This is a genomic window from Kitasatospora sp. NPDC101447, assembly GCF_044767225.1.
Taxonomy (GTDB): Bacteria; Actinomycetota; Actinomycetes; order Streptomycetales; family Streptomycetaceae; genus Kitasatospora.
Genome location: NZ_JBIWNL010000019.1, coordinates 21,280 through 36,253 on the forward strand (window position 1 = coordinate 21,280; position 14,974 = coordinate 36,253).

Annotated in this window: 10 protein-coding genes and 2 pseudogenes; 6 read left to right on the forward strand and 6 right to left on the reverse strand. The window is 75.2% G+C overall.

Annotation, left to right across the window (positions count from 1 at the left end; translation table 11 throughout):
* Nucleotides 1-251: 251 nt before the first annotated feature.
* The gene (locus tag ACIRST_RS25165) at nucleotides 252-995 is read left to right on the forward strand and encodes an MBL fold metallo-hydrolase (protein ID WP_402804448.1); all 744 of its coding nucleotides are present in this window, start codon (nucleotides 252-254) and stop codon (nucleotides 993-995) included.
* A gap of 601 nt (nucleotides 996-1,596) precedes the next feature.
* Here the strand turns inward: ACIRST_RS25165 and ACIRST_RS25170 are convergent.
* The 4 genes and pseudogenes from ACIRST_RS25170 to ACIRST_RS25185 all read right to left on the reverse strand — a co-directional run bounded on the left by ACIRST_RS25170 (nucleotide 1,597) and on the right by ACIRST_RS25185 (nucleotide 5,998).
* Nucleotides 1,597-2,034 (reverse strand): hypothetical protein, encoded by a 438-nt coding sequence (locus ACIRST_RS25170; RefSeq protein ID WP_402804449.1) that lies wholly within the window; start codon nucleotides 2,032-2,034, stop codon nucleotides 1,597-1,599.
* An 11-nt stretch (nucleotides 2,035-2,045) separates the two neighbouring features.
* Nucleotides 2,046-3,666, reverse strand: a pseudogene (locus ACIRST_RS25175) (IS200/IS605 family accessory protein TnpB-related protein).
* A pseudogene (locus tag ACIRST_RS25180) lies at nucleotides 3,659-4,235 on the reverse strand (IS607 family transposase). Before ACIRST_RS25180 ends, ACIRST_RS25175 begins: the two co-directional pseudogenes overlap by 8 nt.
* A gap of 764 nt (nucleotides 4,236-4,999) precedes the next feature.
* Nucleotides 5,000-5,998, reverse strand: a complete 999-nt coding sequence (locus tag ACIRST_RS25185) for a phosphotransferase family protein (RefSeq protein ID WP_402804639.1) — start codon at nucleotides 5,996-5,998, stop codon at nucleotides 5,000-5,002.
* 247 nt (nucleotides 5,999-6,245) lie between these two features.
* Here ACIRST_RS25185 and ACIRST_RS25190 point away from each other — a divergent pair, with 247 nt between their 5' ends.
* Nucleotides 6,246-7,319 (forward strand): zinc-dependent alcohol dehydrogenase family protein, encoded by a 1,074-nt coding sequence (locus ACIRST_RS25190; RefSeq protein ID WP_402804451.1) that lies wholly within the window; start codon nucleotides 6,246-6,248, stop codon nucleotides 7,317-7,319.
* 110 nt (nucleotides 7,320-7,429) lie between these two features.
* On the opposite strand, the gene ACIRST_RS25195 is transcribed toward ACIRST_RS25190, so the two are convergent.
* Entirely contained in the window at nucleotides 7,430-7,783 is a 354-nt protein-coding gene (locus ACIRST_RS25195; RefSeq protein ID WP_350519308.1) for an ArsR family transcriptional regulator, read from the reverse strand.
* A gap of 639 nt (nucleotides 7,784-8,422) precedes the next feature.
* Nucleotides 8,423-9,295 carry a BTAD domain-containing putative transcriptional regulator gene (locus ACIRST_RS25200; RefSeq protein ID WP_350519309.1) on the reverse strand — a complete coding sequence of 291 codons (873 nt, stop codon included), beginning with the start codon at nucleotides 9,293-9,295 and terminating at the stop codon, nucleotides 8,423-8,425.
* A gap of 669 nt (nucleotides 9,296-9,964) precedes the next feature.
* Between ACIRST_RS25200 and ACIRST_RS25205 the strand changes: the two genes are divergently transcribed.
* Genes ACIRST_RS25205 through ACIRST_RS25220 form a run of 4 tightly spaced genes read left to right on the forward strand, consistent with a single transcriptional unit; the run spans nucleotide 9,965 to nucleotide 14,938 of the window.
* Nucleotides 9,965-11,176, forward strand: a complete 1,212-nt coding sequence (locus ACIRST_RS25205) for an aminotransferase class I/II-fold pyridoxal phosphate-dependent enzyme (protein ID WP_350519310.1) — start codon at nucleotides 9,965-9,967, stop codon at nucleotides 11,174-11,176.
* A 38-nt stretch (nucleotides 11,177-11,214) separates the two neighbouring features.
* Nucleotides 11,215-12,450, forward strand: coding sequence for a beta-ketoacyl-[acyl-carrier-protein] synthase family protein (locus ACIRST_RS25210; protein ID WP_402804454.1), 1,236 nt, complete (start codon nucleotides 11,215-11,217; stop codon nucleotides 12,448-12,450).
* A complete protein-coding gene (locus tag ACIRST_RS25215) occupies nucleotides 12,447-13,346 on the forward strand; it encodes a MaoC/PaaZ C-terminal domain-containing protein (RefSeq protein ID WP_402804456.1) in 900 nt (299 codons plus the stop codon). Before ACIRST_RS25210 ends, ACIRST_RS25215 begins: the two co-directional genes overlap by 4 nt.
* 5 nt (nucleotides 13,347-13,351) lie before the next feature.
* Nucleotides 13,352-14,938, forward strand: coding sequence for an AMP-binding protein (locus tag ACIRST_RS25220; RefSeq protein WP_402804458.1), 1,587 nt, complete (start codon nucleotides 13,352-13,354; stop codon nucleotides 14,936-14,938).
* The last annotated feature ends 36 nt before the right edge of the window (nucleotides 14,939-14,974 follow it).

Below are 14,974 nucleotides of genomic sequence, written 5' to 3' on the forward strand. Positions count from 1 at the left end.
CACGCGCTCAGCCACGCCCGCCGCCCCGCCTGCGCCCGAACACGAACACGCAGGCGCACACCAGCACCGCGCCCACAGCCACACCCACACCGACGACCACAACGACCTCCCACACAGGCGCTCCCGCCCACCGGGCACCACACCCGGGGGCCCACACACGGACCCGGCAACGCACCGGGCCCGCCCATAAGAGGCACCCCGGCCCCGAAAGGATTCACAAGGATTCACCCCGCCTGTGAGAGCATCACCCGGTGAGCCGACTCACCGTCCTGGGAACCAGCGCCGCCCACCCCGAAGCCGGCCGGGCCGCCAGCGGCTTCCTCCTCGAACACGACGGCTACCGCCTCGCCCTCGACCTCGGCTACGCCACCTTCCCCCGCCTGCTCCGGCACACCGCCGCCACCGGCCTGGACGCCGTCGTCATCACCCACGAACACCCCGACCACTGCGCCGACCTCAGCGCCCTGTGCCGCGCCCGCTACTTCACCACCCCCCGCCCGCCCCGCCTGCCCCTGTACTGCACCCCCGGCGTCGTCACCCGCGTCCAGGCCATGGAACCCACCGAAGACCTCAACGACGTCTTCGACATCCACCCCCTGCCCACCGCCGCCACCGCCACCCACCTCCTGGGCCCGCTGCGCCTGGACACCGCGCCGCTGCCCCACCACGTCCCGCACGCGGGCGTGCGCCTGAGCGCCCCGGGCCTGACCCTCGCCTACAGCGGCGACGCGGGCCCCGGCCCGGCCCTGGCCGAACTCGCCGCCGGCGCCGACCTGTTCATCGCCGGCGCCACCACCTGCGGCTGCGACCCCGACGACCCGTACCTGCTCAGCGCCGCCCAGGCCGGGCAGTGGGCCGAACGCGCCGGCGCCGCCCGGCTCCTGCTCACCCACTTCTGGCCCGGCACCGACCGCGCCCAGGCGCTCGCCGAGGCCCGCCGCACCTTCACCGGCGACCTCACCGCCGCCGAGGAGGACCTCCAGCTGCACCTGTGAGCGGCCCGAGCGCCCCGGCCGGCCCCGGCCCGGCCGAAGGCGCCCACCGTACGGGCGGCCCGCCCGCGCTCCGGCCCCCGGGCCCGGGGGTGCGCGCCGGGCCACAGCGGCGGAGCGCAGCGCGTCTGCCGCTGCGGGGGTCCGGTGCACGGGAAGTCGGCCCCGCCGACTTCTCACGCCGGGGGGCGGCCGTCGGCATCACAGGTCTGGTCCGGCAGGACGGGAGCGATGCCTGCGGCGTGCGGTGAGGGGCGGCCGAGTGCCCGGGCTTCCGGTTCCGGGACACCGCACGCGAGCGCTGTCATGCCCGGCCGCTTCGGGGGTTCGGTGCATGGGAAGTCGGCTCTGCCGACTTCCCGTGCCGCAGGGGGGAGGGGTGCGGCCGGCCGCCGTCGCCTTGGTCCAGCTGGCCTGGGGCGCCGGGCCGTTGACGGCGTCGTGCCACAGCGGTGCGCGGGAAGTCGGCTCCGCCGACTTCCCATGCCGGAGGTGGAAGCAGAGCGCTTCCCTCACACGCCGCTGCCGGTGCCCGTGTTCGGTGCCCGGTCCTGCGGGCCGTGGTGGTGCGCTGCCCGTGGGCGTCCGCCTCGCGCCCACCGGGTCAGTCCCCGGTGACGCCCCAGAAGCACAGCCCCACCGCTCGGCCGCCGTCCTCGTGGACCGCGGTGCAGCAGCCCGAGCCGCGCCCGAACGGCGGGAACCACCCGTCCCCGGCCCGCGCCAGGGCCGACTCCACCGCCTCCCGCGAGGGCTGTGGCGTCCCGAACAGCTCCACCGCCTCCGCCTCCTCGACCACCCGCACCTCACCGACCCCCTCGGTGTCCGCCTCGCAGCGCACCACCCACCGGACGTCGAGCACCGAATGCGCGCCGCCCTCCTCCTCCAGCACCCCGCCCGCGTCCAGCTCGGCCAGCGACGCCACCCCCAGCTCCCGCCAGTACCCGGCGCCCCGCGCGAACACCTCCTCGCGCAGGGCCTCCAGCGCCCGCTGCTCCTGCGCCTGCCACGGCGTGACGTACGACCAGCTGCTCGCTCCCATGACGGGCGACCCTAACCGTTCCTACTGACTGTGCATGAGTTGCACGGCCGGACGCCCCGAACGGTCTTGGGTGTCCTGGTCTCCCGCGTTCGCTGCCACGGTCGGCGGCGCGCATCGTGTGCGCGGTCCGGGTAGGGGAGGGCGGGTTCCCTCACGCTCCCGGTCGCCGGTTCGGGCCTGGGCGGTCCGATGCCCACCGCGATCGCTCTGGTCGTGGTGGGGCGGTGCCGTCCGACGCCTGATCCGGTGTCCGAGGGCGCGTCGTCCGATCGCCACGGCCGCCGCCTGGTGACGGGTGACGGGGCGGTTCGGTGCGGTGAGGGGCTTTTGCCAGTGCTCGGCCCCCCACATCGAGGTGTAGGCGGGGTCCACGGCGATGACGCCGATGCCGCGCTCGGCGCTCATCGCGAGGAGCCGGGCGCGCAGCTTGCCGGTGGGGACGCCGGAGATCAGCTGCCGGAACCGCTTGCGGCGGCCGTGCTTCTCGCGGGTCCTGGAGTCGGTGAAGTCCAGATCCTCGATGACGACGGCCCGGCATCCGGTGTCCTTGGCCCAGTGGAGGAGGCGGATGAGGGCGTGCCGGATCTGGGCGTCCCGGTGAGTGGCGGTACCGGTGAGCCGGTAGTCGAAGGTGCGGGGCTTGCCGATCGGGTTGCCGTGGGTGTCCAGGCGCCAGGCGGCGAGGTGGTCGGCGTTCATGTCCACCCCGATCACTTCTCCCGAACGCAACGACTCCAGAGGGACGATGGGGAGGTCTTTGCGCTGCCAGCTCGCGTCGAGGTACCAGCGGCTGCGATCCACGTCCACGTGGATGCGGTAGGCCACCGCCCGGTTCGTCTCGATGCGGTCGCGCCACTCTGCGCCCCGGTGCGGGAACGAGGCCTTTGCGGTGAGGACGTACCGGCCGTGCTTGCCGTTGGCCAGGTGCGCCAGTGGCAGGGGCAGCTTGATGCTGACCTCGCCGTCCGGCGTGACACGGATCGTTTCATTGCCGAACCGCTTGCCGGACTCACCGTCGGCGGACAGGAACCAGCGCTCCGCGTCCCAGCGTTCCCGCCACTGATCCTCGGTCAGGTCTGCGGCGTCGAGGTTGTGACGGGTCTTGAGCAAGCGCCGGCCACCTCGGACGACGCAGACCGTTGCGGCCTCACGCTCGGCCTTGACACGCTCGAACTCGGCTTCAAGGTGCGCCAGGCGGCGGGACTTGACGAACCACTCACGCTTGGACCGGTATCCGCCCGGAGCGCGCTTGGTGCCCTTCTCGCCGATCGGTAGGGACAGGCGGTGGCGGATCGTTGCGATACCGGCCCGCAACGAGTCGAGGTGCTGCCACTGGGCGCGGCGGGACAGCCCCCACTGGTCATGTGTGGTCTTCGTGATCGAACCGGCCCAGCGCGCCGATGACTCCGGCGTCAGGTCACGCTTGCGGGCCGCCCACGTCTTGGAGGAGTGCTCCGGGCCGTCCCGGACACGCCGGGCCAGATCCCGGGACGCGAGCGAACCGAGGTGCTCGCCGACCAGCCGCAGGACCTTGCCGTCCTCGGCTGTCAGGCCCTTGAGCCGGTCGCGCACGCACACACCCGAAGCGGGATCGGCGACGAACGGGCGGGCGATGTCACGCAGGTCAGCCACGCTCGGCGGCCTCCAGCGCGGCCTTCGCCCGATCCGTCGCCGAGCGACGCCCGTACAAGCGGGCACAGAACGAGGTCAGTATCTCGACCGTGTCCCGCACCAGATCGTCTTCGACCTCACCCTCGTCCAGGACGACCAGGCGGCGGCCCGACGCGGCGAGCGGCTTCCACGAGTTCGACGTTCATCCGGCCGAGGCGGTCCTTGTGCTCGACAACGACCGTTGTCACAGCCGGATCGGCCAGCAGACGACGGGCCTTCGACCGGCCGCCGTCCATCCCGGAACCGATCTCCGATTCGACCCGGACGACACGGTGACCACCCTTGGCCGCCCATCCGGCGAGCCGGGCCGTCTGCCGCTCAAGGTCCGACTTCCGGTCATGTGAGGAGACCCGGGCATACAGGCCGACGCCGCCGGTCGGGTCGTCGGATGCGGTGTTGGCCCCGATGTTCACCAGGATCGTGCGCGGCCCCACCCGCTCGGCCGGAACCGGCACAGTGCCCTGACGGAACCAGCGGTAAGCGGTATGGGGACTGATCCCCTGCGCTCGCGCCCACTCCGTCAGATTCACGAACGCGATCATAAGCAACTGGATTACGCCCATGCGCACTTACGCACAGTCAGGCGTTTCAACAGTTCGCCACCCCTTCGGCACCGCCCGCCTGGGGACACGGCCCCCGGCCGGTCGCGGCCGAAGAACCGGCGCAGAGCCGGTGCGCGAGGACCGTGCCCGCTGTGTCCGCCGTGCCCGGCACCTGCCCGGACCAGGACACCCCTCCGGCGAGCGCAGCCCGCACCCGCCTCGCGCGCTGCGCCGGCGGCCCGCTGCCGTGCGGGGGTGTGTGCGGGCTGCAGCGGTGGGGTGCAGCGCGTCCGTCGCTTCGGGGGTTCGGTGCGCGGGAAGTCGGCTCCGCCGACTTTTCACGCGCGGGGGAGGGGGTGCGGCCGTCGGCATCACGGGCCTGGTCCGGTAGGACGGGAGCGATGCGTGCGGTGTGCGGCGAGGGGCGGCCGAGTACCGGGCTTCCGGTCCGGGACACCGCACGCGAGCGCTGTCACGCCCGGCCCGCCGCCGCAGGTGCGGGGCTGCAGCGGTGGGGTGTCCAGCGCGTCCGTCGCTTCGGGGGTCCGGTGCGTGGGAAGTCGGCCCCGCCGACTTCCCACGCACCGGCGGTGTGGCCGGCGGGCCCGGCACACGGTGGAGTCCACCGCCGCAGCCGACACGGCGGCACTGCCGCGAAGACCCGTTGCCACGCGCCGTCGACGGCCCCGGCACCGCCCGGGTGCCGGGGGCGTGTGGCGCTGCCCGCCGTGCCTTCGTGGGGCGGTGGGGTGTCAGGCGTAGTGGTCGAACAGGGCCTGCAGGTAGTCCTCCAGGCGGGCGGTCAGCAGGGCCGGGGTCAGGTCGGTGCGGCCCAGTTCGCGCCAGGGGACGGCGACCTTCTCGGCGTCGGGGGCGAAGGCGAGGGCGTCCAGCAGGCGCCAGTACAGGTGGTCGCTCCCCTCGGCGAGGGGGGTGCCGCCGGCCGCGCGGTAGCGGTCGGCGAAGGCCAGGCCGGCGGCCGGGCCGTGGAGCAGGGCCAGGGCGGTGGAGCAGTGGGCGACGTCCAGGTCGGCCGGGCCCCAGGAGGTCTCCACCCAGTCGACGACCCCGCTGACCGCGAGGGTGTCACCGGCGCCGGTGAACAGCACGTTGCCCGGGTGGAAGTCGCGGTGCAGGAAGCACCCCCGGAACGCGGGCGCCTCGCGGCCGATCGCCTCCACCGCCCGCGCCCACAGCCCGCGGCGCCCGGTGCCCTCGGGCACGCGCACCAGGTCGGGGGCCGTCCACGCCTGCCAGGTGCGCGGGCGCTGCCCGCGGGGCACCGGCAGGGCGTGGACGGCGGCGAGCTGGGCGGCCAGCAGGTCCGCGCGCCGCGGGGCGTCCGCGTCCTGGGCGACCCGCACGCTGCCGGGCAGGCGGGTCATCACCAGCGACGGGTGGTCGCACGCCCGGCCGTCCTCGTCGAGGGCGACCAGGCGCGCGGCCGGCACACCCGCGCCCTCCAGCAGGCGCAGCACGCCCGCCTCGCGGGCCAGCAGCGCCGGGGCGTGGCGGCGGTAGAACGGCGTGACGAAGGACCGCAGCACCAGCGCGTACGGCGCCCGGCCGCCCGGGCGTTCGACGTCCAGGCGGCGCATCCGGGAGGTCCACCCGCCCTTGAGCGGTGTCACCGCCGTGATCCGCTCGCCGGGTGCCAGCGCCTGCCCGGCCCAGCGCAGGGTCGCGGCCCAGCCCGGGCCGCCGTCGGTGTCTGCGCCGGTGCTGCCGTCGGTGCCGCCGTCGTTTTCGATCACGGGCCAGAGCCTACGCCCCGGCCCCGCAGCCCCCGGTCGCGGGCCGGGCAGCCCGCAGCCCCCGGGCGCCGGCGCGGACAAGCAGGAGTTGCAGCGGCCCAACTCCCGTGCAACCGGTGGAAGCTGACCGTTATTCCGATGGCCGTCGACGTTTGACAGGGCGGTGCCGGCACGGCTTGGGTGGGGGAGCGGACGCGACGCCGGCGCCGCACCGCAGGACCACCACGAGCAGGGGAGGGGCGCCATGCCCAGGACCGTCGTCTTCGAGACCACCGGCGGACCGGAGGTCCTGTCCGTGCGGGAGTGCCCGCTGCCCGAACCCGGGCCCGGCGAACTGCGCCTGCGCGTCGCCGCGATCGGCCTCAACCGCGCCGAGGCGCTCTTCCGTGCCGGCACCTACCTCGAACACCCCGCCCTGCCCGCCACCCTCGGCTACGAGGCCTCCGGCACCGTGGAGGCCCTCGGCGACGGCGTCACCGGCTTCGCCGTCGGCGACCAGGTCGACACCGTGCCCGCCTTCGACCTCAACGACTACGGCGTCCACGGCACCCACGTCCTCGTGCCCGCCCGCGCCGCCGTCCACCGCCCCCGCGGCCTCACCCCCCTCCAGGGCGCCGCCGTGTGGATGTCCTACCTCACCGCCTACGGCGCCCTCGCCGAGGACGGCCACCTGCGCCCCGGCGACCACGTCCTGCTCACCGCCGCCGCCTCCGGCGTCGGCCTCGCCGCGATCCGCACCGCCCGGCGCCTGGGCGCGATCCCCATCGCCACCACCCGCACCCGCGCCAAGGTCCCCCGCCTCCTGCAGGCCGGCGCCGCCGACGTCGTCGTCACCGGCGAACAGGACCTCCTCGCACGCGTCGGCGCCGCTACCGGCGGACACGGCGTGCGCACCGTCTTCGACCCCGTCGCCGGACCCGGCGTCCTCACCCTCGCCCGCACCCTCGCCCCCGGCGGGCGCCTGATCGTCTACGGCCGCCTCGACCCGCGCGACACCCCCCTGCCCGGCCAGGACACCTTCGCCCCCGTCACCAGCCGCTTCTACTCCATGCACGAGGTCACCCGCGACGACGAACGCCTGCGCCGCGCCCGCGCGTTCGTCACCGCGGGCCTGGCCGACGGCACCTTCACCCCCGCCGTCGACCGCGTCTTCGAAGGCCTCGACACCATCGCCGAGGCCCACCGCTACCTGGAAGCCGGCACCCAGACGGGCAAGATCGTCATCACCGTGGACGACAGCACGGACGACACCGCGCACGGCACGCCGGCGGACGACACCGCACACGGCACGCCGGCGGGCGGTGGCGCGGCGGGCTGACCCCGCCTCACCGCACGGCCGAACGCGCCCGGGCCCACGGCACGAACCGTGCCGCGGGCCCGGGAACGCGAACCGGTGCCGGCAGGGCCCGGTGCCGGGAGGGAGCGCTGTCAGGACGGCGCGGTGTCCAGCACCTCCGCGTCCGCGGCGGCCACCACCGCCGACAGCAGACCCGGGAAACGCCGCTCCAGCTCCTCGCTGCGCAGCGCGTTCATCTTGGTCGTGCCCACGTAGTACTGGCGCAGCAGCCCCGCCTCGCGCAGCACGCCGAAGTGGTGGCTGGAGGTCGAACGCCCGACCGGCAGGTCGAAGGAACCGCAACTCAAGTCCGCCCGGGAGTGCGCGAGCGTGCGTACCACCGACCTGCGGGCCGGATCAGCGAGCGCCTCCAGCACCTGCTGGACGCTCACGTCCTCCACACCAGGGTGCACGATCACCCGCGCCGCCACGCGTGCCCGTCCCACACCCACCACCCCTTCCCAACGCTCGACCCCCGTCCGTCCGATGGCCAAAGACCGCGCCGTGCGCGCGACTTCACGCCCCGACGCTACTACGGCAAGGCCGTCTGCCACGCCCACCGCAACACCTCCGCAACACGCCCCGGCGCAGGACGGGCAAGGCCGCACCCGCCCGCACACCCCGCCCGCACACCCCACCGGCCGGGCGCGCCCGGCGGCTCACCGCACCCGGGAGCGCCGCCCGGCCCCACCGCGCGCCCGCCGGCGCGCCGGGCAGGCCCCGCGCAGGAAGCACAGCCGCACCGGAGCCGGCCCGCGGCACCGACGGGGCTTCCGGGGCAGCGGAGGAAGGGACAGGGAAAAGCGGACAGAGCGTGGGGGAGAAGGGGGCAGGGGGCGCCGTACGCCGGTGTGCCGCGCGGGAAGTGGAGCCGCGTAGGCGGGGCGGACGGGGCAGCGGACAAGGGGCGGGGAGAAGCGGAGAGGGGGGGCGCGGGAGCAGACGGGCGGCGCCGCGCGGCCCCCGGCGTCCCGTGGCCGGGGCACGGGGAGAGGGGAGGGGAGCCGGCGGCCGGGCCGCAGGGCCGCGGGGCCGTCCGCCCCTCCCGGGGTGGGGGTGGGGGTCGGGGGCGGACGGCCCGCGGGTCAGGCGGCGCGCACCGGGGTGGGGGCCGGGCGCGGCAGGCGGATCAGCGCGAGGGGCTCGAAGATGCCCATCAGCACCGGGTCCACCGGGCGCACCGCCGCCGGGGCGGGCGGCGCCGGGGTCGGGGTGCGCAGCAGCGCGAGGTAGAGCTCCTGGGTCTCGGCGGCCGGGTCGATGCCCAGCTCCTCGGCCAGCACCTGGCGCAGCTGCTGGTAGCAGCGCAGCGCCTCGGCGCGGTTGCCGGAGGCGGCCAGCGCCTCCATGCGGCAGCGGTAGGCGCTCTCGCGGAACGGGGCGCGGCGCACCGCCTCGTCGGCCCAGCGCAGCGCGTGGTGCTCCTCGCCGAGCGCGGAGGCCGCCAGGCTCGCGGTCTCCAGCGCGCTGATCCGCAGCTCGTCCACGTGCTCGCGCACCCCCTGGGCCCACTCGCCCTCGTGGTCGGGCAGGAACGCCCCGCGCAGGTTCGCCAGCGCCCCGGCGGCCAGCTGCTGCGCCACCGCGTGGCTGCCCGCGGCCAGCGCCTCCCCGGCCTCGCCGACCGCGGACGCGGCGGCTTCCAGGTCCACGGCCGCGTCCGCCGGCAGGCGCAGCACGTAGCGCCCGCCCTGGGCGATCAGCGGGGTCGCGCCCGGGCCCTGGCCCGGGTCGGTGACGAAGGCCCGCACCCGGCTCACCACGCTGCGCAGCGCCGAGGCCCAGGTGTCGGGCAGCCCGTCGGGCCAGATGGTGTCGGCCAGTTGGTCGCGGCTGGTGCCGCCGGAGCGCTCCAGCACCAGGCGGGCGAACGCCACCTGGGCCTGGGCGCTGGACAGGTGCTGCGGGGCACCGTCCTCGTGCTCGATCGCGACCAGACCGGTGAGGCGGATCAGCATCGCCGCGCCCCCGATCTGCCGGACGGACTGTCTTCCCTGAAGCCGTTCAACGTAGCTCCAACCCCCTTGAGCCAAAGCGGAAGTGACGGCCCGTGCCGGGCCGTCGGCATGGGAAACCCGGAACAGAGCAAATAGCCGCCGACCAGCCGTTCGGTTTCGGCGGATTTTGACCATACATTCGCCGCGAGGCGCGGTGTCAACACCGGCCGCGAAAACATACCCGCCGGCCGGTCGATGCGTCGTGGACGCAAGGTTTCCGCACGTCAGAGCGGAACCGCAGGCCGGCGAAGCGCCTATTGCGGATGCCTTGCGCATCCTGCCGTAGAAATGTAGCCATCCTTGAGCACCCCGCGTGAACGCTTCGAGAAAGCCCGCCCGAAGTCGCCCCGGACCCCGAACACCCCGGCCCCGGCCGGAAAGCAACCGGAAGCAGCCGGAAACAAACCGGACCGAAACCGGAAGCGAACCCGGAAACCGGCAGGCCCGGAAACGGGAACCGGGAAACCGGGAAACCGGGAATCCGTGAAATCCGCGAAAGCCGTCCAGCCCCGCACCCCCCGCACCCCGCCAAGCCCCGCCGTCCAGCCCCGCACCCCGCCAAGCCCCACCACGCAGCCCCGCAAACCGCGACAGCCGCGACAGCCGTGAAGCCGTGAAGGAGAAACGCCCGTGAACGCCACCGGAGCATGGGACCGCCTGGAGCCGAAGCTCGCCGCAACGAACGCCCGGGTGGCCGCACTGGAGTCCGACCCCTCCCGGCGCAACAGCTTCGTCGCCTACACCATGGAACGCGACAGCGCCTACTGCGACCTCGACGGCGAGCGCCTGCTCATGATGTCCGGCTACAGCTACCTCGGCCTGGCCGGCGACGAGCGCGTGGTGGCCGCCGCCAAGGCCGCCGTCGACGTCTACGGCACCGGCAACCACGGCGTGCGCGCCCTGGCCGGCACCATCCCCCTGCACGAGGAACTCGAAGCCGAGGTCGCCCGCTTCGCCCGCCGCGAACGCGCCCTGGTCTTCGGCTCCGGCTACGCCGCCAACGTCGGCACCGTCGGCGCCCTCGTCGGCCAGGGCGACACCGTCCTGATCGACAAGTACGACCACGCCTCCATCGTCGACGGCTGCCGCCTCTCGGGTGCCACCGTCACCCGCTTCCGCCACAACGACGTCGAGCACCTGGAGCGCCGCCTCAAGGCCGCCTCCCCCACCGGCGTGCGCCTGGTCATCGTCGACAGCGTCTACTCCATGGACGGCGACATCGCCCCGCTGCCCGAACTGCGCGAGGTCTGCGACCGCTACGACGCCCTCCTCATGGTCGACGAGGCCCACGCCCTGGGCGTCATCGGCAAGACCGGCGGCGGCATCGAGGAGCACTTCGACCACAAGGTCCGCGTCGACGTCAAGCTCGGCACCCTCTCCAAGGCCATCCCCTCCATGGGCGGCTGGATCGCCGGCAGCCACGACCTCATCGGCCACCTGCGCTACGCCGCCCGCCCGTTCCTGTTCTCCGCCGCCCTCGGCCCCGCCCAGACCGGCGCCGCCCTGGAGTCCCTGCGCATCCTGCGCCGCGAACCCGAGCGCGTCACCCACACCCAGGTCCAGGCCCAGCGCCTGCGCGAGCGCCTGAACGCCGCCGGCATCTCCACCATGGACTCCACCACCGCCGTGCTGCCCGTCATCGCCGGCTCCGACGACGCCGCCTACGACTACGCCACCGCCTGCCGCAAGGCCGGCGTCATCGGCCTGCCCGTCGTCACCCCCGCCGTGCCCAACGACCTCGCCCGGCTGCGCATCGCCGTCACCGCCCGCCACACCGCCGCCGACATCGACTTCGCCGCCGACGCGTTCCTGACCGCCGCCGCCCAGACCGGTCTGATCTGAGCCCCCGCCACCACCCGGCCCGCAGAGGAGAGGACGCCATGGCCCCGCACACCCGCCCCCCGATCGCCGTCACCGGCCTCGGCGTGGTCAGCCCCGCCGGCCACACCGTCCAGGAGTTCTGGCACACCGTCGCCTCCGGACGCTCCACCGCCACCGCCCTGACCGACCCGGCCCTGGCCCGCCACCGGGTACGCCTGGGCTGCCGCGTGAGCGCCCTGCCCGCCGACGGGCCCGTGCCCGCCAAGGACGCCCGCCGCCTGGACCCCTTCGCCCACTACGGCACCCTGGCCGCCCTGGCCGCCCACGCCGACGCCGGAAGCCCCCGGCCCGAACCCGGGCGCAGCGCCATCGTCGTCGGCAACGCGGTCGGCGGGCGCACCACCAGCGACCGCGAGTCCGCCCTCTACACCGAGCACGGGCCGCTGCGCGTCTCGCCGCTGATGCCGCTGGTCACCATGCCCAACGCGGCCGCAGCCCAGATCGCCATGCGCCTGGCGTGGAGCGGCCCGGCGCTGACCATCGCCACCACCTGCGCCTCCAGCGCGGACGCGATCGGCCACGCCGCCCTGCTCCTGGAGACCCACCGCGCGGACGTCGTCATCGCCGGCGGCTGCGAGGCCACCCTCACCCCGGTCACCCTCGCCGCGTTCGGCAACCTCGGCGCGCACTCCCAGCGCAACGACGACCCCGCCCGCGCCTCACGGCCCTTCGACACCGAACGCGACGGCTTCGTGATGGGCGAAGGCGCCGGCTTCCTCGTCCTGGAACGCCTGGACGACGCCCGCGCCCGCGGCCGCACCCCCTACGCGCTGCTCGCCGGGTACGGCTCCAGCTCCGACGCCTACCACCTGTCCAACCCGCGTCCCGACGGCGCCGGCGCGGTCACCGCGATGCGCGCCGCCCTCGCCGACGCCGGCCTGAGCCCGGCCGACATCGCCCACGTCAACGCCCACGGCACCTCCACCGTGCACAACGACCGGGCCGAAGCCGCCGCCCTGCGCACCGTGTTCGGCCCGCACGCCGTGCCGGTCACCTCCACCAAGGGCGCCATCGGCCACCTGATCGGCGCCGCCGGGGCCGTCGAGCTGATCGCCGCCGTCCAGGCCATGAACACCCGCACCGTCCCTCCCACCGCCAACCACGAGAAGACCGAAGAGGGCCTGGACCTCGACGTCGTCCACACCGCACCCCGCCCCATCCGAAGCGGCGCGGCGCTGTCCAACTCGTTCGGCTTCGGCGGCCACAACTCGACCCTGGTGGTGACCCCGCTATGACCACGCCCGCCCCGGCCCCCGCGACCGCGACCACGCCGGCGACCACGCCCGCCCCCGCGCCCGCGACCACGCCCCCCGCGCCCGCGGCGCGCACCCGCCTGACCGTCACCGCCGGCGACCTGGCCGCCTACCGCGCCGCCGCCCGCACCGCCCTGCCCACCCCCGACGGCGCCGGCGCGGCGAGCCCCGCCCACCCCTTCGTCGCCGCCCACGCCCTGGCCCAGCACACCGTCACCGCCCTGACCGCCGGCGACGACGGCTTCACCGGCGTGGTCCACCTCGCCCAGGAGATCCGCACCCACACCCCCCTGGCCCCGGGCGAGGTGGACGTCAGCGTCGAACTCACCGCGGTACGCCGCGAAGCCCGCGGCACCCGCCTGGCCCTGACCACCCGCATCACCGACGCCGCCACCGCCACCCCCATCGCCGACCTCGACACCTCCGCCCTGCTGGTCGGCGCCACCCGCACCGAGGCCCGCGGCACCCTCACCCCCGCCGCCCACCCCGGCACCACCCCCGACGGCGAACCCCTCACCCTCACCCACACCCTCACCGCCGCCGACACCACCGCCTACGCCAACGCCTCCGGCGACCTCAACCCCATCCACCTCGACGACTCCGCCGCCCGGGCAGCCGGCTTCCCCGCCGCCATCGCCCACGGCATGCACCTCGTCGCCCTGGCCGCCGAGGAGATCACCGACCGCCACGCCGGCGGCGACCCCTCCCGCGTCACCGCCCTCGGCGCCCGCTTCGCCGCCCCCACCCTCCACGCCACCGAGCTGCGCCTGACGCTGCAGCCCTACGACGGCGCCACGGTGGTGCGCTTCACGATCGCCACCGACGCGGGCACCGCGGTCAAGGCCGGCTGGGCGCGGATCGCGCCGGCGGGGGAGTGACCCCGATGACCACCCACGCCACCGGCACAGCCACCACCGCCGCCGCCACCGGCACAGCCGCCGCCGGGGCCGCCACCGCGACCACCGCCGCCGACGGTGATGCCGCGACCGCCGCCGCCGAGGCCGCGCTGGCCCCGCTGCCGCTGCCCGACGCGTTCACCGCCCACGCCCGCACCCGGCCCCACGCCCCGGCCCTGCTGTGGCACGAGCGCACCGTCTCCTACGGCGAACTCGCCGCCCTCGCCGACGCCGAACGCGAGCGCCTGGCCGCCCTCGACCTGGCACCCGGGGAACCGGTGGGCCTGCTCGCCGTCAAGTCACCCGAGGCCGTCGCCCTGGTCCTGGCCTGCCTGATGGAGCGCCGCCCCTTCCTGCTGCCCTCCCCGCAGCTCGCCCCGGCGCTGCTGGCCGCCCTGTTCGCCCAGGCCGGCGCCCGCCGCCTGCTCACCCCCCGCGGCCAGGACACCCCCGCCCTGCCCGCCCTCGCCCACACCGCCCCGCGGCCCACCCTCGCCGCCGGCACCTCGTTCATGCTCACCACCTCCGGCTCCACCGACCTGCCCAAGATCGTCCCCCTCGCGCAGGGCGCCGTCGACCGCTTCACCGCCTGGGCCCACGACACCTTCGACCTCGGCCCCGGCCGCGTCGTCGCCAACTACGCCCCGCTGAACTTCGACCTCGCCCTGCTCGACGTGTGGGCCACCCTCGCCGCCGGCGGCACCTGCCTGCTCATCGACCCCGCCCACGCGCTCAACGCCCGCCACCTGCTCGCCGAGCTCACCCGCCACCGCCCGCACGTCATGCAGGCCGTCCCCCTGGCCTGGGCCCTGCTCCTGCAGGCCGCCGGCACCACCGCCCTGGACAGCGTCGAACACGCCGCGTTCACCGGCGACGCCATCGACGCCCGCACCCTCGCAGCCCTGCCCGCCCTGCTGCCCGCCGCCCGCCTCTACAACATCTACGGCTGCACCGAGACCAACGACAGCTTCCTGCACCACCTGGACCGCCTGGACGCCGCCGCCGCCCTGCCCGTGCCCATCGGCCGCCCGCTGCCCGGCGTGCGCACCCTCATCGCCACCCCCGACGGCACCCCCCTCGACGGCCCCGGCAGCGGCGAACTGTACGTCTCCACCCCCTTCCAGGCCGCCGGCTACCTCGACCGCTCCCGTGACACCGGCCGCTTCACCACCCAGCCCGAAGGCGCCGGGGCCGGACGGCGCTGGTTCCGCACCGGCGACCTCGTCACCCGCGACGAACACGGCCGCGTCCACCTCACCGGTCGCTCCGACTTCCAGGTCAAGGTCCGCGGCGTCGCCGTCAACACCGCCGAGATCGAACGCGTCCTGCTCACCCACCCCGAGGTCCTGGAAGCCGCCGTCGCCGCCGCGAGCGACCCGCTGACCGGCAAACGCCTGCACGCCGCCGTCCAGCGCACCCCCGGCTCCACCCTCAACACCCTCACCCTGCGCGAGCACCTGGCCCGCAACCTGCCGCGCGCCGCCGTCCCCGAGAAGCTCGCCATCCACGACGAGCCCCTGCCCAAGACGGCCACCGGCAAGATCGACCGCAAGGCCGTCCTGCCCACCCCCTGAACCACCCATCCCTTTCCCAATTCATCAACCACACAA